The following is a 15,551-nucleotide window of genomic DNA, read 5'->3' on the forward strand; positions in this document are numbered from 1 at the left end:
TCGGAGAATAGCAACGAAACGCTAAGAAACGACAGGAAGTGCCATAAACCGCTCAGAAGGTGGATCCAGTCACCGACGGCGTCCGAGAGGGCCTCGTCTCGGCACGTCCAAGGTGAAGTGTCGGCGGGTGTACGCCGGGTCCCGCAGACCAACTGGTCTGCGGGACCCGGGCAGTGTGCGCGTTCACGCGGCGGACGTCAGGTCACGGGCGGCTCGATGTCCGCGTCGATGGGATGCCAGCGTGTGACGGCTCGGGTCATGGGGTGGTCACCGCCTAGTTCCGCGCTGTCGACGGCACGGCGCTCCGCCTCGTCGTGGAGTCGTCCGGCGTCCGCCTGCGACCGCTCCGCCTCGGCCGAATCGTCGCGGCGGAGTTCGGCCGCGAGGTTCGACGCCCCGGCGATGGCGAGGTAGTGGTCGGGACCGAGTTCGCGGGTCAGTCCCTCGTACGCTTCGCGGCCCACCGCCAACGCCCCCGCGTGGTCCCCGCTCTCGGACAGGTCTGTCGCGTGGTTCAGCATGCAGGTGAGGGTGTAGGGGTGGCTCGGCCCGAGGAGTCGGCGGAAGCGGTCGACCGTCCGGGTCGACAGTTCCAGAGCGGCCTCCGGCTCGCCGGTCAGCCGGAGCAGTACGGCGAGGTTGGCTCCGCAGGCGAGCGTGAAGACGTGGTCCGGGCCGAACCTGCGCTCGTAACTGCCCAGGGTCTCCTTGGCGAGTTCGCGCCCCCGTACGGACTCCCCTCGGTCGTACAGGTCCGAGCAGAGGTTCGTCGCGATGGCCAGGGTGTCGGGGTGCTCGGGGCCCAGCTGTTTCAGCGCGCGCTCGTAGATCTCGTCCGTCAGCTTGTACGCGTCCTCGTACCGGCCGAGTCGGCGGTAGAGGATCGCGGCTCCGAGAGAGGCGCGGAAGGTGATCAGATGGTCCGGGCCGAGCGCGCCCCGGCTGCGCTTGAGCGTGTCCTCGATGAGCTTCAGAGCCTCACGGAACGCACCGGCCGCGCGCAGGTCGCGTGCGTAGTTCGTGGCGGAGTTGAGGGTGGCACGCTGGTCGGGTCCGGAGATCTCCCGGCGCTGGGTGAGGATGTCCCGGTTGGTTTCGCGAGCCGCCTGCCGGTTGCCCGAGAGGAACTCGGAGACGGCGAGGTTGTTGGCCGCCGCGAGCGCGCGGGGGTGGTTCTCCCCGAAGACCCGGCGGGTGCGCCGCAGCGTCTCCCTGTCGCTCTCCATCGCGTCCGCGTACCGGCCGATGCTGCGCAGATCGGATCCGAGGCTCATGGCCGCGCCGAGCGTGTAGGGGTGTTCCTCGCCCAGGACCCGGCTGCCCCGCTCGTACACGTCGCGGGTCACCTCGTACGCCTCGGACAGCCGGCCCTGGTCGCGCAGCGCGTTGCCGAGTTCGGTGCGCAGACGCAGCACGAGGGCGTCGTCCTCGCCGAAGCGTGGCAGCCAGCTCTCCAGCACCCGCTCGGCCGTCTTGTTGGCCGTGTCCGCGTCGCCGCTGCGCCACAGGTAGCGGACGGTGTCACAGATCCACTGGCGCACCTCGAGGTTGTCGCTCTCCTCGGATTTGGTGGGCCACAGATGAGGGAGCAGCGCGGCATAGCTCTTCCAGTTCTCGGACTCGTCCGGGTCCTTCGGATTGGCCTGGCCCAGTACGGCCTGGGCCCGCCCCCTCATGGTGGCCTGTTGTTCGCCGGGGAGCTGGTCCCGGAGCACGTGTTGGATCAAGCGATGCATGGTCAGAGTGTCCGTCCGCTGGTCGGCCTGCGCGAGCCCATTTCGCACTATCTCCCCATAAAGTCGACTCATGAGCAGAGGGTCGGACAGGCTCCGGTCGTGGCGTTCGAGCAGTTCGAGTGCGGGTCGGCTGCTGAGTAGTTCCCGTGGAATGGGGTCAGGCCCGAAGAACGCGCACAGTTCGAGCAGGACGGCTGCGGCGGGTGTTCGAGTCTTCAACCGTTCGAGTGACCAGGTTGCCGCCGCCGACGTCGGATAGTCGGGGGCGGAGCGGCTCCCCAGGATCTCCGACATCTTGGTCCGCAGCATGTCCACGTAGGCGTCCACCGGCGTCGCCGACTCCAGCAGTGACGCGGCGGCCAGGCTCACCGCCAGCGGGAAGTCCCCGAGTTCCTCGGCCACCCGGGCGGCTTCCGCGGGCTCCAGCCCCTCGTTGTAGCGCCGCAGCAGAGCGACACTCTCCGAGCGGGTGAAGAGGTCCACCTCGACGCGCGCGGCTCGCTCCGCCCATGCCGGGTCCCGCGAGGTGATGAGGACGTGCCGTCCCGGTCCGCTGACCGGGATCAGATTGTCCAGGTCGGCGGGTTTCTCGGCGTTGTCGTAGACGAGGAGCCAGCGGGAGAACGTCTCGGCGAGCCGCAGCCGCTCCAGCACGTCGTTGCACACCGCGGTCAGGTCCTTGCCGCCGACGGGGATGCCGAGGTGTACGGCCAGCGCGTTCAGGTCCTGTCGGATCTGGGTGCGATCCGCCGCCTTGATCCACCAGATGAGGTCGTAGTCCGACTCGAACCGGTACGAGTACTCCAGTGCGACCTGTGTCTTTCCCACACCCCCGAGTCCGAACAGCGCCTGCGGGAGTACGGCCGTGGTGCCGGCGAGCAGACTGTCGCGCAGTCGTTCGATGGTGGTCCGGCGGCCGGTGAAGACGACATTGCGCTGGGGACGCCCCCCTATGAGCTGCGGCGGCGTCCCCGGGATCCGAGCCGCGGCGGCCAGAGCCGCGACGTCCGCGTGGGACCCCGACTCCGCCGGGCCGCCCCGGTCCACGGCGGTGAGCAGTCGTGTCACGGCCTCCTCGGCGGAGACTCCGGCGAGAGCGACCGCCGCGGGGGAGGCGAACTCCGGCGAGGGCGGCGAGTCGTCGATCCGCAGGGGGACGACCATGCCTATCTGCCCGGCCGGATCCTTGCGGCTGGTCTGGCGCCAGATCTCCCTCGCGGGCGGGAGCGCGACATAACGCGGGGACAGCAGGACCAGCATGCGGCCCTCGCCGGCCAGCGTGCGTTCCAGCGCCGTCGGGTTCGTGGAGGTCGCCGGCAGGTCGTCCGACTCGATCGGTGCCAGCGTCGCCTCGTAGCCGGCGGTCCGCAGCACCGTGACGATCCAGTCGGCCCACAGCCGGTCGGTCGCGGCGTAACTGACGTGGAGCGCCTTGCGAATCATCGGGGACGTGCGCTCGTACTCGGCGCGCAGCGTGAGCCGGTAGGCCTCCGGCATGTTGCTCAGACGGGAGACGCGGTGGTCGGTGAGCCGGGCGGTGAGCCGCTCGAAGGCGACGAGCAGCGTGCCGTCCTGCCGGCGCTCCCCCACAGTCGCGGGAATCTCCTCGTACGCGTAGCTGGCCTTGTACGGGATCTCCACACTGCTCCAGTACTGGTCCTGCTCCTCGGGCGGCACCCAGTCGAGGAAGGGCGCGAAGAGGCTGCGCGCCTGGTACCGGCCCGCCTCCAGACGCGCGGCGCCCGCGTCCTCGACGCGCATGGGGACGGGCACGATGCGGATGTCGCGGTGGTCGTGGAAGTTGCCGGTGTTGCGTCGCTCCTCCACGTTGCGGCGGATCGCGTTCGCCACGCGGGCCGCGCCGTTGATCCCCTGTCGGCTGAGGGTGAAGCAGTCGACGACGATGTCCGGCATGACGACCGTGCAGATGCTCGCGGTGTCGCTGAGGCCGGTCCTGCTGTCGATCAGGACGTAGTCGTATCGGGCGGCCATGTCGTCCCGCAGGGCCCTGAGGAAGTCGGCACCGCCGGTGAGGAAGAAGGTGCTCCAGTCGAAGCTGCTGACGGCGGCCGCGTAGCCGGAGGCGTCCTGCACGCCGGCGGGCAGGAGGTCCAGTTTCCCGCCCGGTGGCAACCGTAGTTCCGTGCCGACGACATAGCGGTCGACCCGGGCCTGCTCGCGGATGTCGGGGGGCTCGGGCAGTCCGCCGCCGTTCGGCTGGGGCCGGGCCGTGCGCCCGTTCTCCACTCCGGAGCTCACCTGCGCCTCGCGCAGGGCGAACGCGCTGACCATCTCTATGATGCCGGCACTCTCGGTGAGTTCGGGGTCGGCGAGCAGGGGCTGGAGGTAGGTGTGGAGTCCGGGCGCTTCGAGGTCCCAGTCCACGACGAGGACCCGCAGACCGTTGCTGGCCAGGATCCAGGCGGTGTTGACCAGCGCCATGGTGCGCCCCGTGCCGCCCTTGAAGGAGTAGAAGGTGATGATGGTGCCGCGGCCGCGGTCGTCATGGGTCATCTGTCCTGCTCCTGCTCTTCAATGGGAATCGGTTCGAAGAAGGGGCGGGCAGGTGTCGGCGGTGGTCCGGGCCTCGGCCGGTCGGACTGCGGTGGGGCCGGGCTCAGGACCGGAAGCGGAGGGGGCAGGCTCTGCGACATCTCCAGGAGACTGGTTCTGAGCGTGCCGAGGAAGGAGACGAGGTGGTTCTGCACCTTGACCACGACGGCATGCAACGCCCCGTCGAACTGGTCGGAGCTGACGCCGGACTGGAGCAGCGGCAGGGGGTCCCCCACTCCTTTCGCCCAGTTGAACGGAAGAGCGCCCCGGACCGCCTCCCAGTACGCCTTGCTACGGGGTCCGTCACCTGCTTCTTCCGGAGCGCACGGGACGATCGCCGCGCTGCCGGGATGGTTGCTCCGGTCGTAGGCGCGAAGAGCCCTGCCGAAGGGTTCGTCCCCGGCGGCCAGCGCCTCCACCAGGAGGACCGCGACCTGGCCGCGCCCGCGCGCCTCGTCCAGGCTGGCACTCATCGCGTCCGAGACGATCTCGGTCCGTACCGCGAAGCCACGCTCCTCCAGAAGCCGGCTCGCTCGCGCGGCCAGCGGATCCGAGCCGTCGGCGTGGTAGGGGTTCCAGTCCGTCGGACTGTCCCCGTGGCACCCCGGGTCCGTCGCCCCGTTGTGTGCTTCCGCCGAGGTCCGGGCGGCCAAGAACAGCAGGGCGTGACTGCCGGGTTCCGCGCGTTCGGCGGCGGACGGGAACGGGCCGGCGGCTTCCGGCGCGGTGAGGTCCAGGCCACTGACCGGCAGTATGCGGAAGTGCTCCGCGGCGACGAGGACCTGGTGCGCGACGAGGTGGACGATGCGGCGGTACTCCTCGCCCCCCGGGTCCGCGGCCAGGATGCGGCGCAGGCCCCAGCGCGCGTAGTTCTCGCCGAAGTCGAAATTGTCGTACTGGATATGGGCCGCGCCCGCCGGAATGTTCTGTACCGGTTCCCACAGAACGGGAATGAGAGCCTTCGCGTCCACACCTGTGACGCTTCTGTGCCTGCGCTGTCTGTCCTCGAACGCCTTCCATTCGCGACCACAGAAGTCGCTTCTGAAGTACTCGGGTGTATACAACGCCAGCATGGTGCGGCAGCGACCGAGTGCCTCCCCCAGCGCGGCGTTCCAGTCCTGCCCCACCTGAATGGACTGGACGTCGAAGAAGGGACGGTCGAAGGGCACGGTATTGCCCTTGTGTAATCGCCGCAGTTCTTGGCGTAATTCCGCGCACAGATCGTCGTAGAACCGCTTGACGAGGACCCGGGGTCCGCGCCTGCGCGCATAGCTCAGGAAGAAATACGGTTCCAACGAGCCCCCGACGTGCCGCGTCAGCGGGGTCCTTGTCGTGGGGTGGATGGATTCTCGCGCCTCGGAAGGTGGCCGACCCCGGCGGAAGTGCACGCGGTTCGGTCGCCTCCCACACCTCCTCACCCCCCAACCCTTACCCCTCAGCCATAGCCATTGGTTGGGTCGTGCCGAGACAGCAGACGATACCGCTGTCCGGCGCGACGGGCCCCGTTCCGGTAGGACCCGAATGCATGCTTCCCCGTTCTCCGCGTCCGACTCCCGTTCTCGGTATGTCCGTACGCGAAATCCGCGCACGCGGTGCGCGTGCGCCCTGAGTTGCGCTCCGGCTCAGAAGAGGGCTGACGGGTGATCCGGTCCGATGCGCGGTGCGCCCCCGCCGAGTCGTGCCACAGCGGTGTGGACCCGGGAGCGGACGTGACCGATGAAGGCGGCCAGGTCGTGACAGTAGACGGACGGGGTCTCGAAACCGGTGGTGGGGTGGTGGCGGTGGGTGTAGAGACCCCCACCGCAGACATCGGCCAGGGCGCAGTCCCGGCAGACCGGGCCCAGGCCGCGAAGCCCTGCCTGTCTGCGCCTGATGGTCTCCGTCGCCAACACCTCCGAGAAGGAGTGCCGGAAGACATCGAGGCCCGTCTCGGGAACTCCCTCACCGACGATCTTGAGGGAGTCGGAGTGTTCCAGCTCCCCGTCGGCCTCCACCACCACGAGGTCCACCGGCTCCAGTCCGAACACCTCGGTGTTCACGGCGCCGCCGAGCACTCCGGAGATGACCTCCTCGAACATCCGCACCCCCGTCTCCTTGCGCGGCGCGTCGAACCAACGGTCGAACGCGGCGATGAGCCAGTGCGCGTAGGGGGTCGGCTCCCCGTCCGGCACGTCGCCAGGAGGCCGCGTCGGCGGAACCGACCGGTGTTCGAGCCCGGGCGGGGGATGCTTCCAGTCCCCGTGCCGAAGGGTGAAGTCCACCCGGGGCGGGGCGAATTCGAGGAGGGCCTCGTAGCTTTCGACGGGGTCGCTCTCCAGATCGACGGTACAGAGCAAACCCACGAACAGGTTCCGGTGGCGCGGTTCGTTGAGGCGGCGCAGCGCCGCCGCCACGCGCTCGTGGCTGGCACGGCCGTTCGCGAACCGCCGGTGTCTGTCGTGGGACGCGCGGGTGCCGTCCAGGCTGACCGCCACACCGACCCGGTGGTGGCTCAGCAGCGCGAGGAAAGCGTGGTCGAGGAGGACGCCGTTCGACTGCATCGAACAGCGCACCTCCACGACGGGTGCGAGGCGCTCGGCGACGACGGCGAGCAGTTGAGCCAGGTGCCGCTTGCCGACCAGGAGGGGCTCTCCCCCGTGGAGGATCAGGCGCACCGTGGAAAGCCCGTGTTCACGGGCGTGTTCGGCGATCCGGTCCACTGTCTGCCGCACGGTGCCGAGGGACATCACTCCCGGCCGTCTGCGCCAGCTCTGGTCCGCGGCGAAGTACATATAGCAGTAGTCGCACGATAAGTTGCATAAACTGTGTATTTTCAGCAGGAACTGCCGGAAGGGAACTACAGGTAAGCCTCCCGGTTCCGCATCCGCCGTCATCACAGCGCACTTTCGAAGACGACGTCGGTCGTCCTCGACGAGTCGTCCCGCTCTTGGAGGTGACGCCGTACGGCCTGGCCGAACGCCGTGTCCTTGCCGGCCTCCGCCTCCAGCAGAGCCGGCGACACTTCGCGGATGTCGACCAGCTCTGTGCTGTTGTGGCTGTTCCGAGGCGCGTCCATGCCTTGCTGCCTCCCTGAGAGCCCATGGGCGCGGAGAAGCCGCCCCGCTCGGATGTATTCCCTGTCCATGCTCTGTCAGTGCTCTTCGCACGTCCACAAGGCAGTTGGAGCCAGTTGGCCCTTGCATACATCCGCCGCGAACCACAATGAATGGCCGGTCGGTTTCGCACGGGGACAGGGGAAATCGCGCCGGTTTCCGGTCCTACTCCGGCGGCGTGGGCGTGTCGTGGGTGCGGTACATCGCCTGGACGTCCAGTTCGAGTTGGATCGTGGGGCCGACGACCGCGATTCCTCGGGCGAGCATGGAGCGCCAGTTCAGGGTGTAGTCCTCGCGGTGGAGTTCGGCCTTGGCGAGGGCGGCGCAGCGCAGTTCCTCGCCGTAGCCGCCGTTGACGGTGCCGAGGTAGGTGGTGTCGAGGGAGACGGAGCGGCTGACGCCGTGCATGGTGAGGCTGCCCTGGAGGGTCCACTTGCTGCCGCCGCGGTAGGCGAAGCGGGTGCTGGTGAAGTCGATGTACGGGAAGCGTTCGACGTCGAGGAAGTCGGCGGAACGCAGATGCGCGTCGCGGGTGTTGTTGCCGGTGGTGATGCTGGACGCGTCGATGCGTACGTGGACGCGCGACCGCGTCATGTCCTGTGCGACCGCGAGGCCGCCCTCGAAGCGCTCGAAACGGCCGTGCACATGGGCCATGCCGACGTGCTTGGCGATGAAGCGGATCGCCGTGTGCGGCGGGTCGAAGAGCCAGACCCCGGGGGGCGGGAGTTCGAGGGCGCGGGCCGACTGGAGCCACACCCGTTCCCGGGAGACACCGGTGTCCGCGGTGATCTCGACCGTCTCACGGTGCGGTTCCAGCCCCTCGGCCATGATCAGCACGCTGTAGGTGCCCGGTGGCAGAGCGGCCGTGAAGAAGCCGTACGGGTCGGTGGCTCCGCGTGCCGCGACACGGTGGCTGCGCAGCTCCGTCACCGTCACGTCGGCCGCGCCCATGGGCTGGTTCACGGGGTCCAGCACCTCCCGGAGGACGACACCCGCGCCGTCCGGCACCGGGAACGTGGCGCCCGCGGCGCCTCCGGAGGCATTCCTGAGTCGCCGCCGGAGCAGTCCGAGGGGCATGGTGTTCACCTTTCGGTTCTCATCGTCGGTTGTGCTGCGTCGGCCGGGGGCCGGCCGGTCGGGAGGCGGTCAGGACCACGCCGGAGGCCGATCGCCGCCGTAGGCCGCTCTCAGGATCTCCAGGGCGTCCGCCGTGGTGACCGGGCGCGGGTTGGCGTACGCCTGTGCCGTCACCAGGGCGGCGGCCGTCGCCAAGTCGGCTTCGGCGAGGCCGAGTTCCGCCAGGGATCGGGGGGCTCCGAGGCTGCCCGACAGGTCCCGGAGGGCCTGGACGGCGTCGTCGGTGGTGAGCGCTCGGGCGAGGGCCGTCATGGCTTCGGGGGCGGCCGGGGCGTTGTAGGCGAGGGCGTACGGGAGGACGACCGTGTGGGTCTCGGCGTGCGGGAGGCCGAAGGTGCCACCGAGGACGTGGCACAGCTTGTGGTGCAGTCCCATCGTGGTCGCGCCGAGCGCGGTGCCGCAGAGCCAGGCGCCGTAGAGGGCACGGCCGCGCGCCTCCAGGTCCCCGGGGTCGGCCGCCACACCGGGGAGCGCGCCGGCCATGGCCCGGACGCCCTCCTCCGCCGTCAGCGACACCAGCGGCGAGGCGTCCGGCGCGTACAGGGCCTCGGCGGCGTGCGCGACGGCGTTGATGCCGCTGGTCACGGAGAGGGGCACCGGGAGGGTGAGGGTGAGTTCGGGGTCGTAGACGACGCTGCGCGGCAGGACCGCCGGAGCGCGGCCGGTGCGCTTGGCGCCGTGCTCGGTCAGGCCCCAGACCGGGGTCATCTCGGAGCCGGAGTAGGTGGACGGCACGGCGATCAGCGGCAGTTCGGTGCGCAGTGCGATCGCCTTGCCCAGTCCGATGGCCGAGCCGCCACCGACCGCCACGCAGCCGTCCGCGCCCGCGTCCCGGGCCGCGCCGACCGCCTCGTCGGCGACTTCCACCGGCACGTGCTGGCGAGCCCGCGCGAACACTCCGGCGCACGCGTCGCCGAGCGCCCGTGCGACAGCCCGTGCGGTCTCGGCGCCCCTCGGTCCGCAGACCACCAACAGGCTGCGCAGTCCGAGCCGTTCGGCCTCTCCCGGCACCGCCGTCACCGACGCGCCGGGGCGCATCACGACCCGCGCGGGCGGCGCCTCGTACACGAACTCCATCGCCGTCACGACTGCTCCGGGTGGTGCTCGGCCGGTACGTCCCGCGGGTTGAGCACGAGGTCGAAGCGGGCGTGGCGGAACGGGTTCGGGATGCCGAACCGCCGTGCCAGCGACGGGTCGTCGGTCTCCGTGAAGTCCTGGACGAGGCTCTCCTTGACCGCGAAGACCGCGTCCGAGTCGAGGTGGTCGCTGCCGGCCACGAAGATGTGCGTGGTGACCGGCGTGTGCCCCTCGGCCGAGGCGATGAAGTGGATGTGCGCCGGCCGGAAGGGGTGCCGGGCGGTCGCCCGGAGGAGGTCGCCGACGGGGCCGTCCGTGGGGATGGGGTACGGGCTCGGCACACAGGTGCGGAACCAGAAGCGGCCCTCGTCGTCCGTCGTGAACAGTCCGCGGCCGTTGCCCGCCGGTTGTACGTCGGGTTGCTGGACGTCGTAGTAGCCCTCGGCGTTCGCCTGCCAGACATCGAGGTTCGCGCCGGGCAGCGGGGTGCCGTCCCCGGACAGTACGCGTCCGCTGATCACGCACGCTTCGCCGCCGCCGACCAGGTCGATGTCGGCGCCGAGTTCCCGGACCGGGGACTCGGTCATGTGGAAGGGGCCGAGGACCGTCGACTCGGTCGCGCCCCCGCGCTCGTCGCTGTTGATCGTCTCGACGAGCATCGAGACACCGAGGACGTCCGACAGGAGGACGAACTCCTGCCGGGTGCCCGTGCAGGCCTGCCCGGTCGCCGTGAGGAAGGCGATCGCCCGCTCCCACTCCGCCGTCGTGGGCCCGGTCTCGCGGACGAAGGCGTGGAGATGGCGGGTGAGGGCGGTCAGCAGCTCACGCAGGCGCGGATCGGCCGTGCCGTCGAGGCTGGCGACGACCGCCTCGGTGATGCGGGTGGTGAATTCGGTGGTCATGTCCGTGGTCATACCACTGCTCGCGTCCCTGCTCGCGTCCCTGCTCGCGTCCCTGCTCGCGTCCCTGCTCGCGTCCCTGCTCGCGTCCTTGCTCGCGTCCCTGGTCATGTCTGTGGCCCTCTCCGGTCAGCCGTGCCCGAGGATCCGCCGGACCGCCCCGGTCAGCAACCGCTCGGCGTCCTCCTGGGAGGCGGCCGCCGTCGCGTGGCGGAAGGCGACGTACCCGTCCGGCCGTACGAGGAGCGCTCCCCCGTCGGCGACCTCCCGGAGCCGTGCCCAGTCGCCGTACGGGTCCTCGTACTCCTGGCCGGGGCCGATGACGGCGGTGGCGATCTCCAGGTCCTGGGCACCGGCGGCCCGGAGCCAGTGGGCGCCGCCGATGCCGGTGAGCAGAGTGAAACGGCCTCGGCCGACGGTGTCGAGGGTGGAGAGGGTACGGGTGCCCGAGGTGATCCAGGCGTGCGGGAGTTTGGCTCCGGGTCGGGACGTCGGCTGGTGGTACAGCTCGGGGTCGCGATCGAAACCGGGGTCCGGCGTGCCGTCGGGGACGACCGCCGAGGAACTCTCGGCGGAGTACCGCTGATTGAGGTCGACGCCGTGCGCGTTGAACTCGTACACCTTGAACGCGATCGCCTCCCGGAGCTTCGCCCGCTGCTTCTCGGCGGCCTCGGTGTCGTCCTTGCGGGCGGCGATGTTGGCCCACAGCTGTTCGGGGGTCTGCGGAGAGAGCCCGTCGAGCGCCTCGAAGACGGGGGCGGTCTCGCCGATGGACTTGTTGGCACGGGTGACGATCTGCCTGCCGATCGGGGCGCGTTCGGCGGTGTAGGTGTCGAGCAGCCCGGGGGACGCGGTGCCGTCGAGGACGAGTTTGAGCTTCCAGGCCAGGTTGTAGGCGTCCTGGATGGAGGTGTTGGAGCCGAGGCCGTTGGACGGCGGGTGGCGGTGGGTGGCGTCGCCGGCGCAGAAGACCCGCCCGTTGGAGTAGGTCTCGGCGTACATCTCGTTGACGGTCCAGGCGGAGGAGGACTTGACGGTCACCGGGATCTCGTCGTCGCCGACCAGTCTGCGGACGATCGACTCGGCGTACTCCGTGGTCAGGTCGGGGGCGCCCGCGGTGACGTCGTAGCCCCAGACGATCAGCCACTCGTTCCACGGGCGCACGCACCGCACCAGGCCCGCGCCGATGCCGCCGACGGTGGCGCCGGGGGCCAGCACCCAGTAGAGGGTGGACGGGCGGTGCGCGGTGTACTTCGACAGGTCCATGTCGAAGACGATGTTGATGCTGCCGGCCACGCCCATCTGACCGCCCATCGGCAGCCCGGCGTCCTCGGCGACCTGGGAGCGGCCGCCGTCGGCGCCGATGAGGTACTTGGCACGGATGGTGTACTCGTCGCCGCGCAGCCGGTCCTCGACGGTGACCGTGACGCCGTCGTCGTCCTGGACGAAGGACTTGTAGACGGTACCGAAGCGCAGGTGGGTGCCGCGTGCCACGGCCGCGTCGACGAGCACGGGCTCCATCAGGTGCTGCGGCATGTCGCACATCCGGGTGGGGCTGGCCAGTTCGTGCGCGGCCTGGACGAGCGGGTCGTTGCCCCAGGAGCGGATCCGGCCCAGCTCCTCCCCCGCGAGGCTGGTGCAGAAGGTCGTGTCGCCCATCAGCCGCTGCGGGGTGGCCTTCGCGACGACCTCCTCCTCGACACCGAGGTCGCGCAGCACCTCCATGGTGCGCTGGTTGGTGATGTGCGCCCGGGGCGTGTCGGCGAGACTCGCGTAGCGGGTGACCACGATGTTGGGGACGCCGTACGTACTCAGGGCGAGTGCGGCGGAGGCGCCCGCGGGGCCACTGCCCACGATCAGTACGTCGGTCACGACATCGGGCTCGACGGTGTGCACGGCAGACGCTCCAGGGAATGAGGACGGGCACCGATCGTTCAAGATCATGGAGTGCGGCGCGGGGGCGTGGGTGTCTCAATAAGAGACAGTGCGCACGGTTTGCTCTTTGCTCGGGGTGGTTGTTGCCCCTTCAACCTCGCCGGGTACGGTGAACGGTGTCGTGACCACCGCAGAGCATCGCCCCGTCGCCCCCGCCCTGGCGTCGCTGCGCAGGGCCCGTGAGTCGTTCCTGGAAGGACGCCGGCTGCCGGACGGGGTGCCGGAGGAGATCGTCGCCGCCTGGAGGCGTGCCCGGTTCTTCGGCGTACGGCACGACGGCGTACGGCACGACGGCGTGCGATCTGATGACGACCGTCCCGACGGTGGACGCCCTGGTGACGACCGTTCCGACGGTGTACGGCCGGAGGAAGGGCGCCCCGACGGCGTACGACCGGAGGAGTCGGACCTGTTGGCGGCGGCCCGGCCGGTGCTCGAACGGCTGTCCCCCGCCGTGGGCACCGGGGGAACGGCGCTCCTGCTGACCGACGAGCGGCTGCGGGTGCTGTGGGCGACCGGGTGCGCCCCGGGCGACCCGTGCCGCGAGGACCTCTCCGAGCAGGTGGTCGGCCACAACAGCGCGGCGTTGGCGCTGCGTACCCGCCGTCGCGCCGAGGTGCACGGCCCGGAGCACTTCCTCGATCTGTGGCAGGACGTGTCCGCGGTCAGCGTGCCCGTGCTCGGGCCGGAGACCGGGCGGACCGTGGGCACGGTGACGGTCACCTCCGAGTTGTGCGCCGAGTGTGCTCCGCATCCGTGGGCCTCCCTCGCCGAGGCAGCCGCCGGTGCCGTGGAGGCGGAGCTCCTGGCCCGCTCGCGGCCGGCCGAGCGGGTCCTGCTGGACGCGTATCTAAGGGCGGCGCGGGAACGGGGGCAGGCGGTGGTCGCCCTCGACGGCCGTAACCGGCTGGTGAGCGAGGCCGCGGCGCGGCTGTTGTCACCGGAAGGGCTGGAGGCGCTGGAGCGGGGCGTGGTCGCGCTGCTGCGGGACGTGGACGGCCGGGCGGCGGCGGTCTCGGCGGGGGACCCGGCGCAGGGCGAGTCGGTGGCCGGCACGGGTATGGACACGGCTGCGGGCACTGCTGCGGGCACGGGCACTGCTGCGGGCACGGGCACGGGCACGGCTGCGGACGCGTACCGGGTGCGGCTTCCGGACGGCGTCCGGTGTTCCGCGACGGTCGCCCCGGTCTCGCACCGGGGGGCGGTCATCGGAGCGGTGGCCGTGCTGGAGTCGCTCCGCGCCGACGCCGTCGCACCGGTCGGGCGGGGTGTCGTGGCGCTGGCAGGGCGCTCGGTGCCATGGCTGCATGCGGTCGGTCGCGCCACGGAGCTGGCCCGGTCACCGGAGCCGCTGCTGCTGGTGGGCGAACGCGGTACCGGCAAGACCGCGCTCGCCCACGAACTCGCTCCCGAGCTGCTGGTCGTCGACGCTGCGGAGGGCGAACTCGGTTCCGCGGTAGAGGCGTTGAAGGAGGGGCACGCGCTCCTCATCCGCCATGCGGAGCGTCTCGCACAGCCCGACACCGCGACGCTCAACGCACTGCTCGAAACGGCTCCGGGCACCCCCCTGCTGGCCACGTACACCCCCGGAGCGCCTCCGGGTCCCTGCCTCCAGCGGCTCCTGGACACCCTGGCCGCCCGCTCGGTCAGCCTGCCCGCGCTGCGTGAACGCCCGGAGGACATCAGGGAGTTGCTGGCTGCCCTGGCTCCGAAGCCGGCTCCCGGGCAGCCCCCGCTCACCTGGACACTGGACGCCCTGCGCGCCCTGGAACGGCATCCGTGGCCCGGCAACGTCACCGAACTCGTCCATGTCGTCCGGGCGTTGGCCGAGCAGCGGCGAGTGTCGGGGCCCGTCCGCCGCGCCGAACTGCCGGACCACGTCCGCGAGGGTCCGGCGGCCCGGCGGCTCAGCCCCATGGAGCACGCCGAACGCTCCGCCATCCTGGAGGCCCTGCGCCGCAACGGCGGCAACAAGGCCCGCACGGCGGCGTCCCTGGGCATCGCCCGCGCCACGCTGTACCGGAAACTGCGGGGTTATCGGAGCTGAGCGCGCGCACCGGCACCAGAACGCCGACAGCCGACGCATCGGGCCGACGGGTCACCGGCCGACGGGTACGCCGACAGCCGGGACACCGGCCGACGGGTACGCCGGCAGCCGGGACACCGGCCGCGCGGTCCCGTCGTGTGGCGATCAACGGGCCGCCGCACGACCATGGGAATGCTGGTTACCCGTTCAGCCCGCTCGGCAGGAGGTGCTTGGTCGATGTGCCGGTGGCTCGCCTACTCGGGAACGCCCATCCTGCTCGACACCATTCTCTACGGGCCGACGCACTCCCTCATCGACCAGAGTCTGCACTCACGGCTGGGCGTGGAGACCACCAACGGTGACGGGTTCGGCATCGGCTGGTACACGCCGGGTCTGGAGACCCCCGCGGTCTTCCGCGACGTCGGTCCGGCCTGGAGCAACCGCAACCTGCGGGAGATCGCCGACCATGTCAGCTCCCCGCTGTTCTTCGCCCACATCCGGGCCTCGACGGGTACGGCGGTGCAGCAGACCAACAGCCACCCGTTCCGGCACGGCCGCTGGATGTGGATGCACAACGGGGCGATCGCCGACTTCCATCTGTTGCGACGGGACCTCTCCCTGGCCGTCGACCCGGAGCTCTTCGGCGGCATCGAGGGGTCCACGGACTCCGAGCTGATGTTCCGCCTGGCGCTGACCTACGGTCTGGAGGACGACCCTCCGGGTGCCGTCGCGCGGATGGCGGGCCTGGTGGAGCAGATCGGTCACGAGCACGGGGTGGAGTACCCGCTGCAGATGACGGTGGCCGTCACGGACGGCCAGTCGCTGTGGGCCTTCCGCTACTCCAGTCAGAAGACGTCACGCTCGCTGTTCTACAGCACCCGCGTGGAGACGCTGCGCTCGCTCCACCCCGACGTGGCCTTCCTGCGGGAGGTCTCCGACGACACCCGCCTCATCGTCTCCGAGCCCCTGGGCGACCTACCCGGCGCCTGGAACGAGGTGCCCGAGAGCAGCTACGGCATGGTCCGGCCCGGCGCGGACCTGCTGCGCCCCTTCGCCCCGCAGCCCGTGGCGGGCAGAACCCGGGTGTGACCGGACCGGG

At 70.6% G+C, this 15,551-nt stretch carries 10 protein-coding genes; 2 read left to right on the top strand and 8 right to left on the bottom strand.

Translation table 11 applies throughout. The features are described from left to right. Positions 1–197: 197 nt before the first annotated feature. The 8 genes from fxsT to K1J60_RS04890 all read right to left on the bottom strand — a co-directional run bounded on the left by fxsT (position 198) and on the right by K1J60_RS04890 (position 12,390). Positions 198–4,250 carry an FxSxx-COOH system tetratricopeptide repeat protein gene (gene fxsT, locus K1J60_RS04855; protein ID WP_220645075.1) on the bottom strand — a complete coding sequence of 1,351 codons (4,053 nt, stop codon included), beginning with the start codon at positions 4,248–4,250 and terminating at the stop codon, positions 198–200. Further along, on the bottom strand, positions 4,247–5,584 hold the full coding sequence (locus K1J60_RS04860) for a TIR-like protein FxsC (protein ID WP_220645076.1): 1,338 nt from the start codon (positions 5,582–5,584) through the stop codon (positions 4,247–4,249). Before K1J60_RS04860 ends, fxsT begins: the two co-directional genes overlap by 4 nt. 327 nt (positions 5,585–5,911) lie before the next feature. Then, positions 5,912–7,162 (bottom strand): FxsB family cyclophane-forming radical SAM/SPASM peptide maturase, encoded by a 1,251-nt coding sequence (locus tag K1J60_RS04865; protein ID WP_220645077.1) that lies wholly within the window; start codon positions 7,160–7,162, stop codon positions 5,912–5,914. Beyond that, on the bottom strand, positions 7,162–7,344 hold the full coding sequence (fxsA, locus tag K1J60_RS04870; RefSeq protein WP_220645078.1) for an FxSxx-COOH cyclophane-containing RiPP peptide: 183 nt from the start codon (positions 7,342–7,344) through the stop codon (positions 7,162–7,164). The genes K1J60_RS04865 and fxsA overlap by 1 nt, the downstream gene beginning before the upstream one ends. A 202-nt stretch (positions 7,345–7,546) precedes the next feature. Beyond that, positions 7,547–8,458 (bottom strand): YceI family protein, encoded by a 912-nt coding sequence (locus tag K1J60_RS04875; protein WP_220645079.1) that lies wholly within the window; start codon positions 8,456–8,458, stop codon positions 7,547–7,549. 69 nt (positions 8,459–8,527) lie between these two features. Then, a complete protein-coding gene (locus tag K1J60_RS04880) occupies positions 8,528–9,595 on the bottom strand; it encodes a maleylacetate reductase (RefSeq protein WP_220651277.1) in 1,068 nt (355 codons plus the stop codon). A gap of 5 nt (positions 9,596–9,600) precedes the next feature. Continuing rightward, complete coding sequence (locus K1J60_RS04885) at positions 9,601–10,497, bottom strand: intradiol ring-cleavage dioxygenase (RefSeq protein WP_220651278.1); 897 nt, start codon at positions 10,495–10,497, stop codon at positions 9,601–9,603. A 126-nt stretch (positions 10,498–10,623) separates the two neighbouring features. Then, on the bottom strand, positions 10,624–12,390 hold the full coding sequence (locus K1J60_RS04890) for an FAD-dependent oxidoreductase (RefSeq protein ID WP_317619693.1): 1,767 nt from the start codon (positions 12,388–12,390) through the stop codon (positions 10,624–10,626). Between the two features lie 160 nt (positions 12,391–12,550). Between K1J60_RS04890 and K1J60_RS04895 the strand changes: the two genes are divergently transcribed. Both K1J60_RS04895 and K1J60_RS04900 read left to right on the top strand, forming a co-directional pair. After that, complete coding sequence (locus K1J60_RS04895) at positions 12,551–14,473, top strand: helix-turn-helix domain-containing protein (protein WP_220645081.1); 1,923 nt, start codon at positions 12,551–12,553, stop codon at positions 14,471–14,473. 216 nt (positions 14,474–14,689) lie between these two features. Next, positions 14,690–15,541 carry a class II glutamine amidotransferase gene (locus K1J60_RS04900; protein ID WP_220645082.1) on the top strand — a complete coding sequence of 284 codons (852 nt, stop codon included), beginning with the start codon at positions 14,690–14,692 and terminating at the stop codon, positions 15,539–15,541. Positions 15,542–15,551 lie beyond the last annotated feature (10 nt).

Source organism: Streptomyces akebiae, assembly GCF_019599145.1.
Taxonomy (GTDB): domain Bacteria; phylum Actinomycetota; class Actinomycetes; order Streptomycetales; family Streptomycetaceae; genus Streptomyces; species Streptomyces akebiae.